Origin of the sequence: Methanobrevibacter ruminantium, from assembly GCF_016294135.1 — an archaeon.
GTDB lineage: Archaea > Methanobacteriota > Methanobacteria > Methanobacteriales > Methanobacteriaceae > Methanobrevibacter > Methanobrevibacter ruminantium_A.
The window spans coordinates 1-23307 of record NZ_JAEDCO010000012.1; the positions used below are offsets into that span (position 1 = coordinate 1).

General features: G+C 31.8%; 17 protein-coding genes and 1 pseudogene. 12 read left to right on the forward strand and 6 right to left on the reverse strand.

Annotated features, from left to right (window positions below; translation table 11 throughout):
• Nucleotides 1-573 precede the first annotated feature (573 nt).
• Nucleotides 574-957 (reverse strand): hypothetical protein, encoded by a 384-nt coding sequence (locus tag VW161_RS04255; protein ID WP_304086823.1) that lies wholly within the window; start codon nucleotides 955-957, stop codon nucleotides 574-576.
• A gap of 40 nt (nucleotides 958-997) precedes the next feature.
• On the reverse strand, nucleotides 998-1939 hold the full coding sequence (locus tag VW161_RS04260) for a cysteine peptidase family C39 domain-containing protein (protein WP_304086826.1): 942 nt from the start codon (nucleotides 1937-1939) through the stop codon (nucleotides 998-1000).
• Nucleotides 1940-2395: 456 nt separating this feature from the next.
• On the opposite strand from VW161_RS04260, the gene argB reads away from it, so the two are divergent.
• The 5 genes from argB (at nucleotide 2396) to VW161_RS04285 (ending at nucleotide 11863) form a co-directional block, all read left to right on the forward strand.
• Nucleotides 2396-3274, forward strand: a complete 879-nt coding sequence (gene argB, locus VW161_RS04265; protein WP_304086829.1) for an acetylglutamate kinase — start codon at nucleotides 2396-2398, stop codon at nucleotides 3272-3274.
• A 106-nt stretch (nucleotides 3275-3380) separates the two neighbouring features.
• A complete protein-coding gene (locus tag VW161_RS04270; RefSeq protein WP_304086908.1) occupies nucleotides 3381-3746 on the forward strand; it encodes a hypothetical protein in 366 nt (121 codons plus the stop codon).
• Nucleotides 3747-3923: 177 nt separating this feature from the next.
• Nucleotides 3924-5600 carry a C1 family peptidase gene (locus VW161_RS04275; protein WP_325192742.1) on the forward strand — a complete coding sequence of 559 codons (1677 nt, stop codon included), beginning with the start codon at nucleotides 3924-3926 and terminating at the stop codon, nucleotides 5598-5600.
• On the forward strand, nucleotides 5551-7899 hold the full coding sequence (locus tag VW161_RS04280) for a lectin like domain-containing protein (protein ID WP_325192743.1): 2349 nt from the start codon (nucleotides 5551-5553) through the stop codon (nucleotides 7897-7899). Before VW161_RS04275 ends, VW161_RS04280 begins: the two co-directional genes overlap by 50 nt.
• 31 nt (nucleotides 7900-7930) lie before the next feature.
• Nucleotides 7931-11863: a C1 family peptidase gene (locus VW161_RS04285; protein WP_325192744.1), complete on the forward strand. Its 3933-nt coding sequence runs from the start codon at nucleotides 7931-7933 to the stop codon at nucleotides 11861-11863.
• A gap of 169 nt (nucleotides 11864-12032) precedes the next feature.
• Here VW161_RS04285 and VW161_RS04290 read toward each other — a convergent pair.
• From VW161_RS04290 to aksF, 3 genes and pseudogenes are all read right to left on the reverse strand, one after another.
• Nucleotides 12033-12724: pseudogene (locus VW161_RS04290) on the reverse strand (SDR family NAD(P)-dependent oxidoreductase).
• A gap of 381 nt (nucleotides 12725-13105) precedes the next feature.
• Nucleotides 13106-14602 (reverse strand): class I adenylate-forming enzyme family protein, encoded by a 1497-nt coding sequence (locus VW161_RS04295; protein WP_304104790.1) that lies wholly within the window; start codon nucleotides 14600-14602, stop codon nucleotides 13106-13108.
• Between the two features lie 55 nt (nucleotides 14603-14657).
• On the reverse strand, nucleotides 14658-15662 hold the full coding sequence (gene aksF, locus VW161_RS04300; protein WP_304094529.1) for a homoisocitrate dehydrogenase: 1005 nt from the start codon (nucleotides 15660-15662) through the stop codon (nucleotides 14658-14660).
• A gap of 338 nt (nucleotides 15663-16000) precedes the next feature.
• Here aksF and VW161_RS04305 point away from each other — a divergent pair, with 338 nt between their 5' ends.
• Nucleotides 16001-16468, forward strand: a complete 468-nt coding sequence (locus tag VW161_RS04305) for a HEAT repeat domain-containing protein (protein WP_304086844.1) — start codon at nucleotides 16001-16003, stop codon at nucleotides 16466-16468.
• A 202-nt stretch (nucleotides 16469-16670) separates the two neighbouring features.
• Nucleotides 16671-17126 (forward strand): hypothetical protein, encoded by a 456-nt coding sequence (locus VW161_RS04310; RefSeq protein WP_304086847.1) that lies wholly within the window; start codon nucleotides 16671-16673, stop codon nucleotides 17124-17126.
• A 73-nt stretch (nucleotides 17127-17199) separates the two neighbouring features.
• On the opposite strand, the gene VW161_RS04315 is transcribed toward VW161_RS04310, so the two are convergent.
• Nucleotides 17200-17991: an alpha/beta fold hydrolase gene (locus tag VW161_RS04315; RefSeq protein ID WP_304086850.1), complete on the reverse strand. Its 792-nt coding sequence runs from the start codon at nucleotides 17989-17991 to the stop codon at nucleotides 17200-17202.
• Between the two features lie 244 nt (nucleotides 17992-18235).
• Between VW161_RS04315 and nikR the strand changes: the two genes are divergently transcribed.
• The 5 genes from nikR (at nucleotide 18236) to VW161_RS04340 (ending at nucleotide 23272) form a co-directional block, all read left to right on the forward strand.
• Nucleotides 18236-18688, forward strand: a complete 453-nt coding sequence (gene nikR / locus VW161_RS04320) for a nickel-responsive transcriptional regulator NikR (protein ID WP_304086852.1) — start codon at nucleotides 18236-18238, stop codon at nucleotides 18686-18688.
• 139 nt (nucleotides 18689-18827) lie between these two features.
• A complete protein-coding gene (locus VW161_RS04325; protein WP_304162737.1) occupies nucleotides 18828-19754 on the forward strand; it encodes a methyltransferase domain-containing protein in 927 nt (308 codons plus the stop codon).
• Between the two features lie 159 nt (nucleotides 19755-19913).
• Nucleotides 19914-20609 (forward strand): hydrogenase 3 maturation endopeptidase HyCI, encoded by a 696-nt coding sequence (locus VW161_RS04330; protein ID WP_304162741.1) that lies wholly within the window; start codon nucleotides 19914-19916, stop codon nucleotides 20607-20609.
• Nucleotides 20610-20741: 132 nt separating this feature from the next.
• Complete coding sequence (locus VW161_RS04335) at nucleotides 20742-21881, forward strand: ATP-grasp domain-containing protein (RefSeq protein WP_325192745.1); 1140 nt, start codon at nucleotides 20742-20744, stop codon at nucleotides 21879-21881.
• Between the two features lie 317 nt (nucleotides 21882-22198).
• Nucleotides 22199-23272 carry a glycosyltransferase family 4 protein gene (locus VW161_RS04340; RefSeq protein ID WP_304103127.1) on the forward strand — a complete coding sequence of 358 codons (1074 nt, stop codon included), beginning with the start codon at nucleotides 22199-22201 and terminating at the stop codon, nucleotides 23270-23272.
• The last annotated feature ends 35 nt before the right edge of the window (nucleotides 23273-23307 follow it).

Here is a 23307-nt window from a genome sequence, read left to right on the forward strand (position 1 = left end):
GAACCTGAGGAACCAGTAGATGAACCTGTGGATGAGCCTGAAGAAGAACCTTCCACTCCTGTAGCAGAAAAAGCTGTTCCTGTAACTCCTGCAGCTGGTAACTCAATTGCTTTAGTAGTTGTTGCTTTATTAAGCTTAGTTTCAACTGTCTCATTCGGACGTAAAAAATAGATTTTTTATTTAGAAGAATTTATTTCTTCTATTTTTATTTTTTTTAAAATTAAATTTTTTATTTTTTAATTCTTTTTGTATTATTTTTAACTATTTTTTAAAGACCATTTTTTTACTATTTCATGTACTTTATATTTTTTATGAAAATTTTGCTAAAAAATTTCATTCAATTTAATTAAATACTCGATTAATTATTTTGTTGATAACATTGTTTTCTATCATTTTAAAATAAGCTATTGTTAATTAAATGATATGTAAGTATTATTTTTAATTTGATGTATATCTCTATCTACATATCTTAATATATGTTCTATAAAAAAAGAAAAAATAGTAATAAATAGAATAAATCAAAATTAGTTTATTCCATTTATTTTAAAAAAATACTAATTGATTAAATTAGACTTAGACTTCAGTTACACTCACTACATCATAATAAAATGCATCTGGCTCTTCGGATAGTTCTTTTGTGAATTTAAGCTCGAATTTGCCATCTTTTGTAGAGTCTATTTTAGAGCCATAACTGTCTAAAAGATCATTTCCCTTATAGAAATTTACCTTGATTTCAATATTCTTATAGTCCTTCCCATTAACAGACTTTATGCTTTGGCTGAATGAATACTCATTCTTGTCTGCATTCCAGCTTGTTGTCGGCTCAATTGAATAATCAAAGAGGTCTGTATACTCTGAACTTTCTGGAATGAAAGTATTGGAAAGTGCTAAAAAGGCCCCAATGGCAACCACTGCAACGATTATTGCAATCATGACTATTGTAATTTTCTTATCCATGCTTAAGCTCCTTAATATTTTTTATATTTTCTCCATAAATTTACTTTTTGATTTTAGCGCTTGTCATCGCATCATCAGATACAAAATAATACTTGTAAATAGGCTCTTTTACTTTGTATTTTCCCCAAACAGCATGATATCCCTTAACATATACCCATTGGGTAAATGATACATGGCCTCCAACCACTTTAGGCCTTAAAATCCAACCGTATTTTTGTCTCCAACCGTATTTCCAAACTATTCTATAACCAACAACCTTCTTCTTCAAACCTTTTCCAGAGATTTTCAAGCATTGGTCCTTGTTTAAGATGGTGATCTGGTTTGAAATCAAGTCATTCTTCAAGTCATTTAGACTATTATTGGCGAGGATGATTGCTTTTTTGGAAAAGTATGAATTGAATTCATCAAGGGTGAAATTAATGTTTCCTTCAGTTGAATCAGCTAAAAATATATGAGTGTCTGTTACCTTGCTTATTACTGTCCAATGCTCACATCCATTGATATTCAAATGAACTATGTTGTTTTCATTAAGGCCCTTGGTATCAACTTCAACTCCATAAGCGCTGAAGCCATAGTATTTTGCAGCATCAATCAAGGATTGCATGCTTGTTCCATTCAAACTTGTATTTGTATGTTTGGACACTTCATTTAAGCTGAGATTAAGCCCATTTCGGTTTAATGCAGTGGCAAGAGATGCAGGTCCACAACTGTAATTGTCATTGGCCATAACAACTCCTGTTGTGTCCTTTTGCTTTTCTTCAACTATTTCATCGATAGTTTCTGTTTCCGTTTGTGCTGTTTCTTCCATTTCATCAGATTCAAGATTATCCATATCTGAATCATTCAATTGATCTAAACTTAAATCATTGTGGATTGTATCCTTAATTTTCATTGAATCGGTATCGCTTGCAGAGATTTGGCCGATTATTAAAAACAATGATACAATGCATATGATTAAAATGCTTCTATTTATTTTCAACATTATTTTTCTCCTATTTTTTTAACTTAGCTTTCGAAAATGGATTAAAAGCAAATCATGATTTAAAGATTAAAATTGTTCAATTATAGTAAACTTATTATAAATCTTTTATTTTTTAAACTATTTGTTATAAATAGTTTATTTTTGATATAAACTGATTTCCTTTTAAAACTAAGTTAATTTTTAATTTAAAATAGGATATATTTAAATTTAAGCATTTTTATAGATTATTTTTTAATTTCAATTATAATATATACTTTAAATTGAAATTTACGAACTAATATCAATTTTATAATGATTTTGTAATTCTTCAAATGATTCTGATTTCATTATTCACTGATATTTTTATATAGTATTATAAACAAACTTATCAATTGATATTTCATTTAAGATAATTTTTTTACAAATTTTAAAGAAAATTCAAAAACTATATTTTATTGATTTATTTATGTGATTGAAATGGAAAGAGTAAACATTTTGGTAGAGGCGCTACCTTACATTAAACAATTTTACAATAAAAAGGTCATGATTAAGTACGGAGGCCATGCTATGGTGGATGATGAGGCAATGGCTTCTACAGCACGAGATACTGTATTATTGAAATATGTTGGAATGCAACCTATAGTTGTTCATGGAGGAGGCCCTGAAATTACCCGATCCATGAAGAAATTAGGAAAGGAACCTAAATTCATCAAGGGATTAAGGGTAACTGATGAGGAAACCATGAGCATTGTAAAAATGGTTCTTGTAGGTAACATCAATACAGATATCGTATCTCAAATCTGCTTGCATGACGGTAAAGGTGCTGGATTGTCTGGTAAGGACAATAAGCTTATTGAAGCATGCAAAAAGATTCATAAGATAAAGGATGAGGAAACCGGTGAGATTGAAGAGATTGATTTAGGTTTGGTTGGTGAAATCAAAAGAATCAATCCTGAAATTCTTGAAATGTACACTGAAAACGATTTCATTCCAGTTGTTTCCCCTATTGGAATTGCAGAAGACGGCACTACATTGAACCTTAATGCAGACACTGTAGCTGGTGCAATAGCTGGTGAAATGGATGCAGAAAAGCTAATCATTTTAACGGATGTTCCAGGTGTATTGAGAGATCCAGAAGATCCTTCAACATTGATTCAAAGAATCCATGTGGATGAGATTCCTGCTCTTATTGAAGAGGGAATCATCTCTGGAGGTATGATTCCTAAGATTGAAACCTGTATTGATGCACTAAACAATGGAGTCAAATCAGCACATATCTTGGATGGAAGAATCAAACATACCTTGCTTCTTGAAATCTTTACAAAAGAAGGTATTGGAACTATGATTTACAAGTAAATGATTCCATTTGCTTTTTCTTAATTTTTTTTACTTTTTTTATTTTTTTCATTTCATTTAATTTTATTCATGATTGGACTGAATTTCATCTTTAAGGGGTGATTTGATGGATAGCAATAAAGTTTTAATTATATGTTTAACAGTAATAGTCGTTTTAGGCATTTTTCTTGGAGCATTTTACATCATGAACTCCAACAATTCAAAAGACATGTCTGATAATGGTGATTTGAACTTGTCTGATGTAAGCGAAGACAACAGTTCTGAGATAAAAAAGGCATACATGGATTCTGATTCAAAACCAGCTAAGCATTACGATGATTGGCAAAAGGATTATGAAACCGGATTGTATGATGAGTATGGAGACCCTATTTACCGTTCCGTATTTTCCACATCTGGCGGTCAGTATGATCCTGGAATATATGAGGCTTACTGGTCTTCAAATGGACCTATCAATGAAACAAGGATAGGTTAATCCTTAAAATTCTTTTTTATTTTTTATTACTTTTTTATTTCTATTTTTCTCTTCTTTCTTTATTCTTTTAGTGTATTTTTGTTCATTTTTTTATCATATTTTTTCATTTTTTATCCTATTTATTATTTATATAATAAAAAATATACTATTAATATAATAAATCTTTGGAGAATAAAAATGCATAAAACTCATTATAAACTTCTTGTTTGTTTGATGATTTTCCTTTGTTTAATTGTCATTCCAATATCATTTGCAGCAGATGCTGATGCTTTTTCAATGGATGAGTCTGTCATATACTGCAATTCATTGGATTCTTTTGATGATGAGATTTCATTAGAATCAGTTGATGTTGAGGATGAAATCTTAGATAGCAGTGCATCAAATAATGACATTCTTTCTGCAGATTATTATTTTGACAGCAATGCCTCAAAGGATGGAAATGGAACTAAAGGAAATCCATACAAATATCTAAACGGTTCCAGAATAAAAGATAATTCTGTAATTCATTTAGCTAATGGAGTTTATAGTGTAGCTTTGCCTCAGGATGTCAAGAATGTAAAGATAATCGGACAAGATGCCAGTCAGACAATCATTAGGAATATAATGAAGAAGGCATTTAATGCATATGGAACTTTCACTCTAATAAATCTCACTTTAAATGGTGCTGAAATCTATAATTACGGTAAAATAAACGCTTCAAATGTAATATTCACTAACGGAGATGGGCAATTAGGTGCAAATAACGATGCTTATGGTGGAGCTATTTATTCCAAAGGCATTTCCTATTCAGTTTATTTGAATAATTGCAATTTCCATAATAATTTAGCAAGATATGGTGGAGCTATCTATTCAAGTTCCAGTACAGTAAAAATAACAAATTGCAGATTCTTTAATAATTCTGCAAGTATTGGCGGTACCATTTATGCATATGGCAATAATCTGGAAATCACCAATTGTGAATTCATTGATAACAATGCAAGTGTTGGTGGGGCTTTAACCTTATTGAATTCCAGTGTTAAAGTAACTAATTTAACTGGAATCAACAACAATGCAAGCAATGATGGTGGTGTGATCTATCAGATGTATGGAAATCTGACTGTTTCCAAATCCACTTTCCTATCAAATAATGCTAATAATGGAGTAGGAATATCTGTAGTTGGCACTAAAACCCTTTCAATAACCAACAATACATTCATTAACAATTCTGCAATGGGATATGCTGGAGCAGTATACTATCTTTTCAACAACAAAAGCAGTTTAGACAATTTCTATGAAAACAACACTGCATCTGATTCTCTTTACTCTAATCTTTATAACACTTCAAATTTTGATTTCATAATTCAAGATAATGACTATGCAATGTATGCTTATAATTTAAGCAATGGAAGTTTGCCAAGCAGTTACAGTTCTGTATCCAAAGGTTATGTAACTTCCATTAAAAGGCAAGCGGGAGGAGGTAATTGTTGGGCTTTCGCTGCAATTGCAACCTTGGAATCATGTATTCTAAAAGCCACTGGAGCATCCCCTGATGATATTGACTTGTCAGAAGAAAACATGAAAAACATTGCTGAGCTTTATTCAATTTACGGTTGGAATGCACCAACCAATGAGGGCGGATATCCTGATATGGCTTTAGGATACCTTTTAAGCTGGTTAGGTCCAGTCAATGATTCTGTTGACAAATATAATTATGAAAGCGTTTTATCTCCTGCCTTATCAAGCATAATGCATGTTCAGAATGTATTGTATCTAAAAAGGGATAGCTATACTGACAATAATATGATTAAAAGAGCTATAATGGATTATGGAGCGGTTTTCACCCCAGTTTATACAAAATCAATCTCAATGCCATAGCACTATAGGATATTATATTTACAATAATGTTTCAGTCCGTAACCATGCGGTTTCTATAGTTGGATGGGATGATAATATAAAGATTCCTGGTGCTCCTGGAAAAGGTGCATGGATAGCTAAAAACAGTTGGGGAGAGTCTTGGGGTAATGATGGTTACTTCTACTTATCTTATTACGATAAGTCTTCAATTGAATTAGGAAAATGGGGAGATGCATTCACATTCATTCTAAATGATACTATCAAGTTTGATAAGAACTATCAGTATGACATTGCTAAAACAGATTTCTTCTACAATACCACAAGTACAATATGGTACAAGAATATCTTCACTGCAACTGATGAGGAGTATTTGACTGCAGTTTCAACTTACTTTGAAAAGGAAACCAATTACACCTTATCCATTTATGTGAACAATACATTGAAATTGGTTCAATCTGCATTTTCCAATCCGGGATATTGGACTATAGACTTAAGAGAACCTATCCATCTTAATGTTGGAGACATATTTGAGGTTGTCTTTAAGATAATGGTTAAAGGAGATGTAGGAGTTCCTATTTCAGAATCACAAAGCCTAAACAATCAGTTTTATAGGAAAAACATTTCATTCATCAGTTATAACGGTAAAAACTGGTTAGACTTATATGATTTAAAATGGAATGATTATCCAGATCACACTTACAAGTCACAAGTGGCTTGCATAAAGGCATTTACAATATTGAATAATATATCTGCTACAAGTACATGGAGTATGGATTATCTTAATATTGATGGAAAGAGCTTCAGTCCTGTAAATTTCACTGTTAATGTTACAAATCAATATGGAAGACCTGTAAACTGCGGTAAAGTTAAATTTATTTTCACTAATGAGGATTTGACTGAAGATATTGTATATGCAGATGTTTACAATGGTGTTGCAAAACTTAGCCACATATTCAAAAGAGGATTCAATAACATATATGCTGAATTCGTATCATGTGCTTATAATTCTCTCAATACCCTTAACTCATCTGTGAACATTACAAAATATGATCTTGAAATGCATACAAACATTTCATATTATTTCGATAGTGCATTTGTAAACATAAGCCTTAATGACACAGTTAACGAAACCATTTTCTTCTTATTTGGATATAAGAACTTCACAACCAAAACAATCAATGGAAAGGCTTCAATCAACTTAACAGATTTGAAAGTGGGCTTCAACAATCTTACAATTCAGCTTTATCCTGCAATCTATGATTGCAATAATGACTCATACACTTTCAATGTTGACACATATGATACACAAATCATTCTAAGCAATCTTGAAACAATATACGGCAATGCCTATAAGTATAAAATCAAGCTCATTGATGAAAACGGAAATCCTCTTGCTGGAAGAAAGATTGAGTATGTCTTGGATAAGACTTATACTGGCACAACCGATAAGAACGGTGAGATAACATTAACCAATATAAAAGCGGGCAATTATAAGATGGTTGTGACCTTTAAGGGAGAGAAGCTCTATATGAAATCCTCCAATTCCGCTAAAGTAAATATCAAGACAACTGTTGCGCTTCCAAAGTATTCCAATTTCACTTATAACTCCAAATATAGCGTGAAATTCTGGGATAAAAAGCTAAATCCTTTAAAGAACACATATGTGACAATTGTATTTGGAGGAAAAAGCTATAAGTTAAAGACAGATGCTAATGGAATAGTGAAGATTAGCAATCATCTAAAGCCAGGGTCATATACTGTAAAGGTCAAGAATCCGAAGACTTCTGAAGTTAAGACCCAAAAGATTAAGGTTTTGGCAAGAATTGATCAAAACAAGAATATGACCATGTATTATGGTGCAGGCAAACACTATAAGGTTAGGGTCTTGGACAATTATGGAAGAATTGCCAAAAAAGTTCCAGTTAAATTCACACTAAATGGCAAGACATATTATAAAAAGACTAACAGCAAAGGAATTGCAAGCCTTAAGATTAGTTTGAAACCTAAAACCTATACTGTTTCAGCAACTTATAAAGGATTTACAGTTAAGAATAGAATAAAGGTCATTCCTCTCATTACAAAAAACATTTCCAGAAATAAAGCTAAAACAATTAAATTCACTGCCAAATTGGTTAATTCCAAAGGTAAAATCCTAAGGAATAAGATCATTACATTCAAATTAGGGGCTATCAAATATAAAAGAAAGACAAATTCTAAAGGAATAGCTACTGTAAGTCTTAAAAACTTGAAAAAAGGCAAATATTACATTTATTCAACTTATGGAAAATTGACTGTTAAAAATACAATTAAAATTATATAGATAAAAATTTAATATTAAATTGGGTGAAAAATTGTTAAAGAAAAAATTTAATGGAATCATTATCTTATCAATAATCCTATCATTATTGGTCATCATTCCTGCCAGCTTTGCTGCAGACAATGTGGCTTCAATAGATGACACTATTATGATTGATGATTCAATTGATGATGTTTTGATTAGTGATAGTGCAGATAGTGATCTGATTGCTGGTGAAGGCGAGGATATCCCTGAGGAAGAGCCGAAAATGGATATATACTTTAATTCCAATGCTCTAGATGATAATGGAAACGGTTCCATTGATAATCCATATAAGACATTCTCAGATGATAGGATAATGGAAAACTCCATTTTACACTTTGCTAGCGGTATTTACGATTACACTCCTTATTCAACTAATATGTTTAATGTTTCCATTTATGGGCAGGATTCATCCAATACAATCATCAACGGAATTGATGGTTATCATAGGTTTGATTTCTATGAGAATTTTAATATTGAAAACATTAGTTTTGTCAATATCCAGTTTATGGGTATGGGTAGCCTTTTAAATGCTTCAAATGTTAATTTCTACAACACCACTGCTTTAGAGCTGGATAACTCTGGAACCTCATGTGGTGGAGCAATCTATTGCTTTGGAAATGATAATGCGGTTATTTTAAACAATTGCAGCTTCTATAATAATTATGCTCTCTATGGTGGAGCTATTTTCTCCAATGGAGGCAATGTAAGCATTAGCAATTGTAATTTTATAAATAACACTGGAAGATATTATGGTGGAGCCATTTATCAGCTTTATGGTAATTTAAGCCTCACTTCATCTGCTTTTGATAAGAACAATGCGAATGATGGTGGAGCAGTATTCATATTCAGCAAAAATGGATTCTTGATTGAAAGCAACAACTTCACCAATAAAATTGCAAATAACTCTGCAGGTGCAGTTTACACTTTCTATAATCAGAATTATACAATATTTAACAATTTTTATCAAAACAACTCTGCAAGAGAATACAATGACACATATGAAAAATCTGATTTCATCATTATTGCAGATAATTATACTTTCTATAGGGCTGTTTTGAATGATGATGATATAGACACTCTTCCAAGCTATTATAATTTGGCAGATTACGGTTTAGTCGGTACAGTTAAAAACCAGGGTTCTGGTGGAAATTGTTGGGCATTTGCTACTATGGCTAGCTTGGAATCTGCAGTACTTAAAGCAATTTATGATATGAATAGATCTGGTTTGATTTATAATTATAGCGAATATGAGGATATATTAGAATTATTGAACAGTGGAGAAAATTTAACTGATTTAATGGACTTTTCAGAAGAGAACATGAAAAACTTAGCAGCATTATATTCCCCTTATGGTTGGAATATGGCAACAAACTCTGGAGGATATGATGATACAGGTGTAGGTTATCTTATTAGTTGGCTTGGTCCAATTTATGAAGTTGATGATATATATTCTCCAAGGAGTATTTTATCTCCGGTTTTAAATAGTTTTATGCATGTTCAAAATGTAGTATACCTAAAAAGGGATGATTATACAGATAATGATATGATTAAGCAAGCTATTATGGATTACGGGGCTGTTTTCACTTCAGTAAGAATGAAAGATGAAAATCGTAATCCCCTTTATGTAAATAGTCCTGAAATTGGTTATTATCTTTATTATAATGGTACTAATAGAACTTGTGACCATGCAGTAAGCATTGTTGGATGGGACGATAATATAGAAATACCTGGTGCTCCTGATAAGGGTGCTTGGATAGTGAAAAACAGTTGGGGGGACTGGGGAAAGAATCACGGTTATTTCTATGTTTCATATTATGATGTATGTTGTCCAAAAATTGGTTTGACTGATGCATGTTTTGCAATTGTCTTGAATGACAGTATAAAATATGATAAGAATTACCAATACGACATTGCTAAAACCGATTATTTCTTTAATACAACAGATACTGTATGGTATAAAAATATTTTCACAGCTACTGATAATGAATATCTATCTGCAGTTTCCACTTATTTTGAAAAGCCAAGCAATTGGGAATTGTCAGTTTATGTAAATGATGCTTTAAAATCCACTAAATCTGGATTTTCCAATCCTGGCTATTGGACAATTGACCTTTTCGAACATGTTCCGCTTAATGTGGGGGACATTTTTGAAGTTGTCTTTAAGATAAATGTAACTGGAGATGCAGGATTCCCAATTTCTGAAAAGGTAAGCTTAAACAATGAATTCTATAAAGAAGCTATTTCATTCGTCAGTTATGATGGTGTAAATTGGGAAGATCTCTATGATTTAGAATGGAATGGTTATGAAAAACATAATTATAGTTCACAAGTGGCTTGCATTAAGGCCTTCACTGTTTTTGATGTGATTAACACTACCACTTCCTTAAATTTTGTTTATGATATAGAAAATTCTTTAAATGCTTTAGAAGATTATGAATCTAAAACTGTAAATATAATCTCTTATGTATTAAATCAGTATGGAAATCCGGTCAACTGTGGAAAAGTGATATTCAATATATCTGGCGAGTTTGTATCAGTAAATGTTTCAAATGGAGTAGCAAAACTCACTCGTGAATTTAATAAAGGAATTTATCAAGTATCTGCAGATTTTTCAGCTTGTGGTTATGCTTCCTCATCTGATAGTTCAAATATAAACATTAAACTAAATCTTAATATGACTGCAGAAATTTCAATTGATTTAGATACTGCAATAGTGAACATTAATCTTACAAAACCAATCAATGATACAGTATACATAATTTTGGATAATGAAAGTTATAATGTATCATCAATTAATGGTAGTGCATCTATTAATTTAACAAATAGGACTCTTGGCTTAAACAATATCAGAATTCTTCTTGACGATTCCATTTATGAATGTAATGAAGTGGTTGATAGCTTTACAATTGAGCCTAAAGGCACAAATATCATTTGCTCAGATTTAGAAACTGTTTATAATAGCGCTTATGAGTATAAGGTTAGATTGACTGATTCGGATGGAAATCCTATAAGTGGAAGAGAGATTATCTATACTTTAAACAATATCACTGATACTCTTGTAACTGATGAAAACGGTGAAGCTTCTGTCTACATTAATTTGAATACTGGAGTTTTTGCTTTTGAAATAAGATATGCTGGAGAGAAAGTTTATCTAAGCTCATCCAATTCATCTCTCATCAATGTAAAATCAAGCATTAATCTTCCTTCCAGCAATTACACTTACGGATCAAAATATATCGTAAGCCTATTGGATAAGAATTCCAATCCTTTAGCTAATCAGACTGTAACAATTGTCTTTGCAGGCAAAACTTACAATTTAAATACAGATAGCAATGGAAGAATCATCATAAACAACACACTTAAACCTGGAACTTACAAGGTTACAATTAAGAATCCTGTCACATTAGAGGAGAAAAACCAAACTATCAAAGTTCTCAAGAGAATTACTGAAAATAAGAATTTGGTAATGTATTATGGAGCAGGCTCCAGCTATAAGGTTAGGGTTTATGATGACTATGGCAGAATTGCAAAGAATGTCACTGTAAAGTTCACAATTAACGGCAAAACCTACAGCAGAAGAACTAACAGTAATGGATATGCTTACTTGAAAATAAGCCTAAAACCTAAAAAATACGCTATTTCCGCTAGTTATAAAGGATTTGTTGTAAAGAATAATGTTACTGTAAAATCCACTGTAATTACAAAGAATATTACTAAGAAGAAAGCTAAAACTATCAAGTTTACTGCTAAATTGGTCAATTCCAAAGGAAAGATCTTGAAATACAAGTACATTAAATTCAAGTTCAAGTCTAAAATATACAAAAGAAAGACCAATTCTAAAGGAATAGCTACATTAAGCCTTAAAAACTTGAAAAGAGGTAAATACACTATTTATTCTACATATGGAAAATTAACTATTAAGAATACTATTAGAATTAAATAGTTAAAAATAGTTTTTTTCATATTACTTATTTTTTTTAAATAGCTGAAATAGGATTGAAATTAAAAATAGAAATATTATGAACTTTTTTTTTAAAAAATAGCAGAAATTAGAATTGAAATTTAAAAATAAAAATAGTAGTAGAGGATAAAAATCCACTACTTTAAAAAACTTAACACTCAAATCCGCCGTCACATCTGATGATTTGACCGTCTACGAATTCAGATTCGTCAGAAGCAAGGAATAATGCTAATGCAGCAATATCTTCTCCTTGACCTACTCTTTTCATAGGTGCTCCGTCAACCATCATTTGTAATGCTTCTACTCCACCAATACTATCTACCATAGCGGTGTGGATAGCACCAGGAGCAATACCGTTACATCTTATTTCAGGACCAAGTTCGAATGCCATGGATTTGGTAAGACCTGCAATAGCGTGTTTGGATGAGATGTAACCTACAAATCCGAAGTGTGCAGCGTAGGATGCTACTGAACAAGTGTTGATTACAACACATTTTCCTTTTTCTTTCATTACAGGAGCTACTAATTGGGTTAAGTATAATGGAGCGTATACGTCAACTGCAAATAATTTGTCCCATTCTTCTTTGGTAATGTCTAAGAGAGGAGTTACACTTAAAAGCCCTGCATTGTTGAATAAAATGTCTACAGTACCATATTTTTCCATGGTGCGTCAAAGATCTTTTTAATGTCGTCAACATTAGCCATATCTGCAATTACTGCAAATGCTTCTCCACCAGCTGCTACAATGTCATCTACTACAGCTTGTGCTCTTTCTTCGTTTCTTCCAGTTACAACAACTTTTGCACCTTCTTCAGCATATAATTTAGCTGTAGAACGGCCCATACCGGAGGTTGATCCAGTTACGATTGCTACTTTCCGTCTAGTTTACCCATTTTTTCGCCTTCTTTAATCATAAAATCATATGATTTTATGTTTAATAGTATATTGAATAAAGTATTTAAATATTTTTAAATATTTCTAGAAATTGTTTAGTTTTTTTCACAATTATATAATATTTAACCTAGTAATATTAATATTTTTTATTATTTTGTTCAATTTATTATTTTATTATTATCTAATCATATAGAAAAAATATAAAATATTTTACAAAATGAGAAATATTAGAAGATTAAGTGTTAAAAAAAGATGTAAAAATGAAATTTTTTAGAAAAAAAGAAAAATATAAAATGTTGTTTTTAGATTAAAAAAAGAAAAAATGAGAAATCATTCTTCTGGTTTAGTTGAATACATTTCTCTTAACTCTCTTCTAAGGAGTTTCCAGCCGTTTACCCTTGGAAGCTCATCCATGGTGAATATCTTTCTTGGGACCTTGTATCTTGCTAAATATTCCTTAGAGTATTCGACCAATCCATCTGGATCCTCTTCCTCTTTCCATACAACTGCAGCTACAGGAAGCTCTCCCCTATGGATGTCATCAATGCTGAAAATTGCAATCTCATCCACTTTCGGATATTTGATCAATGTTTCCTCAACTTCAGTTGGGTAGATTTTCCATCCGCTCATTACAATCATGTCTTTTTTCCTGTCTGTAATGAACAAACGTTCATCCTCATCGATGTAACCTATATCTCCAGTTAGGAACCAACCATCCTCAAGGAATGATTCCTTGGTTTCCTTTTTCATTCCCCAATACCCTTTAGCTATTGCAGGGCCTCTAAGAGCAATTTCCCCATGTTCATAGTGGCCTAAGGAAATGCTTGGATCTTCTTCATCAACGATTTTAAGCTCAGAGAAGCATACGGGATGCCCAACGCTTTCATATCTGTCTGCTGTAGCATAGTCTTCAGGTCTGATTACAGTTCCGGTACCGATTACGATTGATTCGGAAAGGCCATATGCGTTAATGATTGGAATATTGTATTGTCCCATGAACTTTTTCCATATCTTTCTGTGCAATGGTCCACCTCCACTGATGATTTCCCTAACAGTAGCGAGGTTTTCCCTTTTTTCCTCTTCAAGGTTTGTCAATGTATGGATTACAGGAGGCATTCCAGATAATACACTTACCTCTTCATCTTTACACAATTGGAGGTATTCGTTTATTTCAAAGAAGTCCATTGTAATTGTCAATGCTCCAGCTCTAAGTGCTGCAATTGCCCACATTATTCCTACGTGAGCCATTGGATAAATGCAGAGGAATGTGTCGTTTTCCTTGTATGTCAAAACATCACATGCATTGTGGATAGCTGTAAACCAGTTTCCATGGGTTAGCATTGATCCCTTTGGCTTTCCGGTTGTGCCTGAAGTGTATTGCAATTGGCATAAGTCATCCCATTCGGTTTCGCAAGCAGGTAGAACATCGCTTCCCTTAAAGCTTTCACAATCCTCTATTATGTAGGATTCTATGTTCAAGTCCTTTACGGTTTCATTTGCATCATCATCAGTGATTATCAATTTTGCATCAGAATCTGTAATCATATAGTTCAGTTCAGATGCAGTTAGTATCCTATTTGTTGGAATGGCTATTGCACCGATTCTCCATATTGCAAGGAGTGAAAATAGGTACTCTGGAGAGTTATTCAAATAAATTAAAACTCTATCTCCCTTTTCAATGCCCTTAGACATTAAGCTTTGCCCTATTCCAGATACAATCTCCAATACTTCAGTTGAATTGTATCTTAAGTTTCTGCTTGGACAGTAATAGACTTCCTTATCCAATCTGCGTGCATTAGCATCAATAAATGTGGTTATATTTAACATGTTTTGCCTCTTTATTCATTCTCCTTTATCCATAATTGATTATCATAAATCTTTTTTAAATTAAATCCTTGATTTCTCTAATAACTTCATTTGCAATATCCATGGTCTTGTCTGTTCCACCTAAATCCGGTGTTTTCACTTTTCCCTTTTCCAAGACATTTTCACAGGCGGTTCTGACCTTTTCTGCCCAGTAATCCTCATTCAAGTATTCAAGCATCATTGAAACAGAGAGTATCATGGCTATTGGGTTTGAAATGTTGTCTCCTGCAATGTCTGGTGCAGATCCATGAACCGGTTCAAACAATCCATGCTTGTCTCCAACATTTCCCGAAGGAGCAAGTCCCAATCCTCCGACAAGACCTGCGGAAGCATCTGATAATATGTCTCCAAAGAGATTGCTTGTAACGATCACATCGAATTCCTGTGGCTTTGTCAAGAGATACATTGCAGTTGCATCAACGTAATAATCATTGGCTTTTATGTTTGGGTAGTCTTTAGCCACTTTAAAGAATGACTCCTTAAAGACACCATCAGTCTTTTTCAATACATTTGCCTTATGAACACAGGTTACAGACTCCTTCTTTAGATGTATTGCTTGCTCAAAAGCAAGTTTTGATATTCTTTCGCTTGCCTTTCTGGTGATTATCCTTTGAGCTATTGCCTTCTCTTCACTTTCATCAATTGTTTCATTGCCTGAGTATAATCCTTCAGTGTTTTCTCGTACAATGAGAAAATCCAAGTCATCAAAAAGGCAGTTTATGCCCTTGAATGATTTGATAGGCCTTAAATTTGCATAAGTGTCAAGCTCTTGTCTAAGTGTAATGATTGGACTTTTTTGACCTGGTGTTGAAGTGATTGCACCAAAAAGGGTTGCTTTTGCATTTCTTGCTATTTTGATTGTTTCTTCAGGGATTGTTGTTCCATTCTTGTCATAGCATTCCCTTCCGGCTTCCGCTTCAATGAAATCGAAGTTCAAATCCAAAGATTCTAAAACAGCCACTCCTGCTTCTGTAACTTCCTTTCCTATGCCGTCTCCATCTATTCTTGCTATTTTTATCATGATTGCATAATCCTTAAATTTTTTGAATTAATTTATTAATTTTTAATCATAAATTTTTAATAATTTTATAAATATTTATATATTATTTTATGTTTTTTATATTATAATCTTTTTCAATTTTAACCCTTAATGTATATTTTTGTACATTGTTGTCTTTATAGATTTAATGTTCATTTGTATATTTTGATATTGTTCGTATAAAGTCGAAATATTTATATACTTGTAAATTATAATAATAATTAAGTACATTTAACTCTATAATAAAATTAAGGCAATTCATTTGTTTGTATTTGGTGAATTAAATTAAATTTTTATAATTATTTTAGGATGGTAATAATATGGAAAAATCTATTGATGATCTTATATTGGATTTAAAGGATTCTGATGATTTTGTAAGAGAAGAAGCAATAGGCATGCTTGAACTTAAAGGTGAAGAAGCAGTTGAACCGCTTATTGCCGCTTTAGATGAAAGAAACAAAGACATTAAAATCGGTGCAGCTCAAATCTTAGCAGCTATTGGTGATAAAAGAGCTATTCCTGCACTTGTAAAGACTTTAGGCGACAGAAACAAATTGGTAAGAAGAGAAGCTTCCACAGCTTTAACCACTATGGGTGATGAAGCTATCGAACCTGTCCTTGCAGAATTGGATAATCCTAAATGGAGAGTCAGAGGTGCAGCTTGCTGGATCTTAGGTGCACTTGACGCTAAGGAAGCTCTTCCAAAACTCGAAGAATTATTAAATGATGAAAGCTCTTTTGTACAATACGGTGCAAAAGATGCAATTCACAGATTAAAAGATGAATAATTGATTTATTCATTTTTTATCTTTTTTTACTTTTTCTTACTATTTTTAACTCTTTTTTATTATATCTCACTTTTAAATTATATTTCACTCTATTTTTTTAAGATTTTACTTTTCAACTGCTGTCTATAAGTTTATTTATAATGTTTAACATAATATAATTAAATCAAGAAAAAGAATATTTTTTAAAAATAGGGTTTTACTTATGATTACAATTACAAAAGCTGAAGAAGAAGTTTTAAATCAGATTAAATCATATCAAGAGGAAAAAATAGATGTTTCCATCATCAAAGATGATATGGGCATTTATGAGCATGACCTTAATGATCTTTTGAAAAGCTTGAAGTCTAAAGGATTGGTGTTCTATAACGGCTCTACAGTTCAATTGAAGGAAGTTGATGCAACAATAAACACTGTAGATTCAAAAGAGGATGTGATAAATGCTGAATTGAACCAAAAGGAAAAGGCATCCTTTGAAATTATCAAGTCTTTAGCAGATGAAAATGGCTTTGTTTCAAGATATGAAATTGAAGGAAATCTTTTGTATGGTGATTTGAAACTGACTGACTTTAGAATGTATCATATTCTATTGTCTCTAGAAAATAAGGGGCTTATTAAAGCTGTTTATAGGAAAAATGGAGATTATTATAAGATTTTATAATAATTGAATCCCTTGCTTTTTTTCACTTTTTTAGTTTTTTTAGTTTTTTTATTCTTTTTATTCTTTTTATTTTTTATCCTATTTTTAACATAAAATCATTAATGATATTCAGTAATTTTTCAATGTTTCTGCCAATCAATATATTGTGTTTTGTTTTTTCAAGGACAATCAATTCGCAATCCCTTATGTTGTCGCTTATTTTTCTTTGAATATCCAAAGTGGTTAAATTGTCCTCTTCTCCGGCAATAACGAGTGTAGGAACATTTATTTCATTTAACCTATCTGTAAGGTTAAATCCATATCCTGCATTGATTCCCTTTTTGATTCCTTCAAGATTTGCAGTTTTTGCAGCTTCGAACTTAACGTTTTCCAGGAGTTCCTTATGCTCTTCAAGCATATCATCAGTTAATGTGTAAGGCAAGATTGTATCGAAGAATTCAACGAATCCTTGATCTATTGCATTGTCAAAGTCATTAAAAATCTTTTTCAAGTTTTCGTCATGTTCCGGAAAGCTTGACATGACAACAAGCCCATTGACCATTTCAGGATGATTTACAGCCAAGTCCAATATGATATTTCCACCTAATGAAAGCCCTACAAAAACAGCATTTTCTATATTTAATGCCTTTAGCAATTGGTATAAATCTTCTTGATACAAGTTTATTGTAGTGTTTTTATCATCATCAGAGGATTCTCCATGGCCTCTTAAGTCATAAATCAATGTTTGATAATCATTCTTTAGGTTTTCGCTTAGCACTTTCCAATAAGCTAAGCTATCAGATAATCCATGAACAAAAACAATGGTTTTTCCTTCCCCTTCAAGTTCATAATTAATATTAAGGTCATTAATGGTCTTTTTAGTCATAATCAATCATTTATTTTAAGTTTAATATAATATTTTTTATTGAATGCATTAAGTATTCAAATCAATTTTAATTACTTAACTAAATTTAATATTTTATTGGAAATTTGTATTATTTTTAGTAATATTTATATTATAGAAAGTAATAAAATAGTAATAGTTAATAATAATGGTGTGTTTTTTACTATATTTTTAATAAATGGTAATTATTATTAAATATTTGTATTGTAGTTTTAGGTGTTTAATTATGATGAGAATAAGTATGTCTTTGCCAAAAAAGCTTTTGGCTGAATTTGATGAAGTTTTAAAAGACAGGGGTTATCAATCACGTTCAAAAGGTATTCGTGATGCTTTAAGCGATTATATTTTAAGATATCAATGGATGAATGAAATGGAGGGTCAAAGGGTAGGTGTAATCACCATTATCTACGATCATCATTTCACCGGTGTTATGGAAAGCCTTGCAAACATCCAGCATGATTTCAGAAAGGAAATTAACGCAAGCATGCACATCCACATGACTCACAAATACTGTATGGAAGTCATTGTTGTAAATGGTGATGTTACACAAATCAGAGACCTTACCGAAAGAATGATGAGACTTAAAGGTGTAGAGCATGTAAAACTTACCTCTACAGCTAACGGTGAGTCCTTAGACCATGAACACAGCCATGACCTTGATCATGACCACGTTCACTAATCATTAACTTTTTCTTAATTTTTATTAGAGGTTCATTAGTTGTCTAATGGGTCTTTATTTAAATATTTTAATATATTTTATATTCAAAATGTCAATTTAATCTATTTTTTTTTAAAATCTTTATTGATTGAGTGTTATTATGAAATTCAAAGTAAATTCCTATCATTTTAAGCTTTTAAGAGATTATGAAAGGCTTAGCGCTTTCAAGGAAGCTATTGATGATTATGCAATAAGAAATGGTGGGGATTCCAATGGCTCAAATTGTAAAGTGGCTTTTGATTTGGGATGCGGTTCTGGAGTTTTAAGCTATTTTGCAAGAAGATATATGGATAAGATTATAGCTATTGAATTAAATAATTCAACCTATCAATTAGCTAAAGAGAACCTTAAAGAATTCGATAACATTCAAGTATTCAATGATGATATATTAAGCTTTGATTTCAGTAAATTAAATGAAAAGGCAGACCTGATTATATGTGAGATGTTGGATACTGCATTGATAGATGAGGAGGAAGTTCCTGTATTGAATCGTGCAAGGAAATTCCTTAATGATGGCGGAGAGATCATACCTAATGGAATGATCAATTCAGCTGAAGCGGTATACATGAACAATCACTTCATTCAGTATGAAGATGATGAATACAGTCCAATTTATGTTTCTTTAGGTGAATCTGTTGTTTATAGTGAATTTGACTTTATGGATGAAATCGATTGCAATTTCTCTGCAGAAATAGAACTAAAGATATATGGTAAAGAAGAGTTGGTGGATGAAATTGGCTTTGAGGAAAGATTAAGTCAGGAAAAGTATGAGAAATTCAATTTTAAAGAAAATTTTAATATTGAAGAAGATAAATTAAAGATTAACGGCATTAAACTAACAAGCTTTACCAAATTGAATGAAAGCATTATCTGCGGACCTACCCCAATGCTAAATCCTGAAATGCTGATTCCAATGGAAGAGACTGAAGTGAAATGCAGCGATTCAGTAAGGATTAAATTGGAATATGTGATGGGTGGCGGTGTTGAAACCATCAGGACTGATGTTTTAGAAATCATTCATCAATGATGAGGTAATTTTTAATGGTAAAATAGGTGTTCATTCAATAAAATTTAGTTAAAATGTATGATGTTCAATTGATATGAAATATATTGAATGCATACTTTTTTAGTTGCATTTCAAGTGTAAAAATTTTCAAGTTTTTCAAATGTGTTCTATTGTGATAAAATGTTAAATAATTTTGATGAAATAAGTTCTGATATTGATTTATTTTTAGAAAACTGCGATAGTCTTCTTATTTTAGGTATAGGAAATGATATTCGTGGAGATGATGGTTTAGGGCCATATATAATTAATCAATTGGCTATTTTAAAAGATTATATCTTGAATAAATCAAATCAAAATGATAATAATCAAAAAATCAATAAGAATGGACTTGAAAATAAAGATAATGAATTTGGGTTTTTTGATAATGCAAATGACATTAACACTGGAAATACACCTCTGGATGAGGGTCTTGATTCGTACATGAACGAATTAAATGTTGATGTAAATGAGTCATTGATTGAAATGTTGGATAAAACATTTTTAATTAATGGTGGATCTGTTCCTGAGAACTTTACAGGACTTATTAAGAAACTTGACCCATCTCATATCATAATGGTTGATGCAAGTTTGATGAAAAGGCAAGCTGGTGAGATAAACATTGTAAATAAGGACAATATAGTTGATATAAGCATTTCAACACACTCAATGTCATTAGCATATCTGATTAAATATTTGCAGTTGGAAAAGGAGTATAAGATTCTCTTCATTGGAATTGAACCTGAAATCATGGACTTGTCATTTGAATTGTCTGATAATGTTAAAGAGTCATCAGACATGCTTATAAAACTGTTGTTCGATAAGATTATAGCATATTAATGCATTAAAAACTTTTTTTATTTTTTATTTTACTTAATTCATTGAAAATAAGGTATTTCTTTTCTTTTTTTAGTAAATTATATTTAATACGATTTTAAATATATTAATAGATTAAAGAATTCTAGTGATTTTATGAAAGTTTTGTTTATTGGATCAAGATTATACGATGATGTGGCTTATCATGTTGATAAATTGGGAGTTGAAAGCATAATTACAGAATCAAACGAGGAAGCTCCTAATTTGGATTTGCCTACCAAATATTATATCGTTCCAAGAGGAATGGATAAGCCAATGGAAATAGCTATTGAAGAGGAAGTTGACGCAATCGTTCCCCTTTTAGGAATTGACCCTCCATTGATGAGTGTAGCGGTCATGAAGGAGGAAATTGAAGAGAAACATAACATTCCAGTAATCTCTTCCAACGTAAATGCCGTATCAATTGCATCCGATAAGATAAAAACCAAGGAATTCTTTAAATCAATCAATCTAAACGTTCCTCCTGCAAATGTCTTGAATAGAAATGACTTTGACACTGAAGAGGAATTTATAGAAAAGTTAGGCTTTGATTTCCCTATTGTCCTAAAACAGGGAGAGGGCCAAGGCGGTAAGGACATTTGCATAACAAATGAATTTAAGGATGTTTTGGATTACTTTGAGAATTTTGAGCAAGCATTGATTGAAAAGTTCATCGAAGGATCTGAAGTTTCCATTGAAGTTATAGGATGGAATGGGGAATACTTGCCGTTGGTACCGGTTTACAAGGGAGAAACCAATTTGGAAGGAATTCATCCAATCAAAAGACTCAGATATGGTCCTTGCAACTTTGAAAATATGGATAATGAAGAGTTTAGAAAAATAGCAAAGCACATTGCAACAAACCTTAAATCCGAAGGAACAATAGATATGGACTTGATTTATTCAAAAGAGGAAAACAAGGTTTATGCAATTGAGATAAACACTCGTCCAAGCGGTACAAGATACCTTTCCTTTGCATGTACGGACTTAAATCCATTGAACTTGCTTGTAGACATTGCAATTGGTAAATTCGATGTAAAAGAGCTTGAAAAGGAAATGAAGAGCTATTGCACTTTAGAGATTCCAATTGGTGATTATGAAGGACCAACTCCTCAGGAACCTGTAAAGGAATACATTAAGGGCAATTTCATTGTTCATGGCCCTAAAGGATACCAAAGGGTAACAATCAGGGGAAAGACTCGTGAAGAAACCTTTGAAATAGCTAAGGAATTAACTGGAAATGATTACAGTTTTTAGATAAAACCATTCATTTTTCAATATTGTTCTTTTTTTAATTATTTTTTCATCTTTTTTTAATTTTTTTCAATCTTCTCTTTCTTCAATAATTTATCTAATTCACAAATTCTCTTTTAAAATCTTCTTTTCATTCAAATACATTTTTTATGAGGTTCTTTTGATATTATCACTATGTAATGATAATATCATTGTAATATCATTTTCTTATATGTAAATAAAAATATAAATATTAGGTTAACTATAAAATATTATATTTAATATGTATGAATTTTTTAATATTTTTTAAGAATTTAGTGTGATAAATTAGTGTGATGAAAATGGATTTGACAAAAGTAATTATAATGTTTTTAATAACCTTCTTTGCAACTGTGATATTCACTTGGTTTGTAAGGAAAACATTAAGGGATGCAGACTTGTCTGACAATCCTATAGTAAGTGAACATAGACATAAGGCAGGAACCCCTACAATGGGAGGAATAGCTTTCTTATTTGCTATTTTGCTTATTCTTTCATTATATTATAAAAACACAGATATTTTAATCATTTCATTTATCATGCTTACTGGTGGAGTAATGGGATTGCTTGATGACCTATTAGGTCTTAGAGTAAAGGAATATCAAAAGGTAGTTAAGAACATTAGCGATTCTATTGTTCCTATAGGCCTTCTTGATTTAGGAGTTGGTGAAGAGGCAAGAATCACCACTGACAAGGCTAAAGAGCAAGTAGGCGCATTGGTTGATGAAGGCAAGCTTGAGATTGTAGCTGAAATTCCAATCAAATACGAGCCAAGTGAAGGAGTAAAAATCATTGTACAGCTATTGCCTGGTTTATTCTTGGCATTTACCGGTGCTGTAGCAACTTGCGGTGGATTCAACTTAGGCCTTTTGGCATATCCTGTTTTGATCATAGGTGTATTAGGTGCAATCAATGCAGTGAATCTCATTGATGGTATGGACGGTTTAGCTGCTGGAATAATAACTATTGCATCATTTGCATGCTGCATTTACGGATACATGTTTGGAAATCCAACAGCACTTTATCCATTTGGACTCTTGACTGCAATCTGTCTAGGATTCTTGGTATTCAATAGGTATCCTGCTTCAATATTCATGGGAGACACCGGTTCATTTATTTTAGGTACAGGTTATGCTGCAGCAGTTTTCCTAACTGACATGCCTTACTTTGGATTGCTCGCATTGGCTGTTCCAATAGTATCAACAATCATAAGCTTAATGCACAGAGCTCATATAATCACATTGCCTGTAGAGCCATTGCATCATACCTTGAATTACAAGGGAATCTCTGAAATCAAGATTGTTTTAAGCTATTGGCTACTTACTGTAGCAGTATGTGCAATTGGAATTTTAGGAAAACTTTATCTCTTTTCATAAGATTTCAATTAACTAATTTAAATTAAATTTTCAAT

Bases quoted from the DNA above. Each gene is read 5' to 3' on its own strand.
- VW161_RS04255 (WP_304086823.1), bottom strand. From the start codon at position 957: ATGGATAAGAAAATTACAATAGTCATGATTGCAATAATCGTTGCAGTG.
- VW161_RS04260 (WP_304086826.1), bottom strand. From the start codon at position 1,939: ATGTTGAAAATAAATAGAAGCATTTTAATCATATGCATTGTATCATTG.
- argB (WP_304086829.1), top strand. From the start codon at position 2,396: ATGGAAAGAGTAAACATTTTGGTAGAGGCGCTACCTTACATTAAACAA.
- VW161_RS04270 (WP_304086908.1), top strand. From the start codon at position 3,381: ATGGATAGCAATAAAGTTTTAATTATATGTTTAACAGTAATAGTCGTT.
- VW161_RS04275 (WP_325192742.1), top strand. From the start codon at position 3,924: ATGCATAAAACTCATTATAAACTTCTTGTTTGTTTGATGATTTTCCTT.
- VW161_RS04280 (WP_325192743.1), top strand. From the start codon at position 5,551: ATGGAGCGGTTTTCACCCCAGTTTATACAAAATCAATCTCAATGCCAT.
- VW161_RS04295 (WP_304104790.1), bottom strand. From the start codon at position 14,602: ATGTTAAATATAACCACATTTATTGATGCTAATGCACGCAGATTGGAT.
- aksF (WP_304094529.1), bottom strand. From the start codon at position 15,662: ATGATAAAAATAGCAAGAATAGATGGAGACGGCATAGGAAAGGAAGTT.
- VW161_RS04305 (WP_304086844.1), top strand. From the start codon at position 16,001: ATGGAAAAATCTATTGATGATCTTATATTGGATTTAAAGGATTCTGAT.
- VW161_RS04310 (WP_304086847.1), top strand. From the start codon at position 16,671: ATGATTACAATTACAAAAGCTGAAGAAGAAGTTTTAAATCAGATTAAA.
- VW161_RS04315 (WP_304086850.1), bottom strand. From the start codon at position 17,991: ATGACTAAAAAGACCATTAATGACCTTAATATTAATTATGAACTTGAA.
- nikR (WP_304086852.1), top strand. From the start codon at position 18,236: ATGATGAGAATAAGTATGTCTTTGCCAAAAAAGCTTTTGGCTGAATTT.
- VW161_RS04325 (WP_304162737.1), top strand. From the start codon at position 18,828: ATGAAATTCAAAGTAAATTCCTATCATTTTAAGCTTTTAAGAGATTAT.
- VW161_RS04330 (WP_304162741.1), top strand. From the start codon at position 19,914: ATGTTAAATAATTTTGATGAAATAAGTTCTGATATTGATTTATTTTTA.
- VW161_RS04335 (WP_325192745.1), top strand. From the start codon at position 20,742: ATGAAAGTTTTGTTTATTGGATCAAGATTATACGATGATGTGGCTTAT.
- VW161_RS04340 (WP_304103127.1), top strand. From the start codon at position 22,199: ATGGATTTGACAAAAGTAATTATAATGTTTTTAATAACCTTCTTTGCA.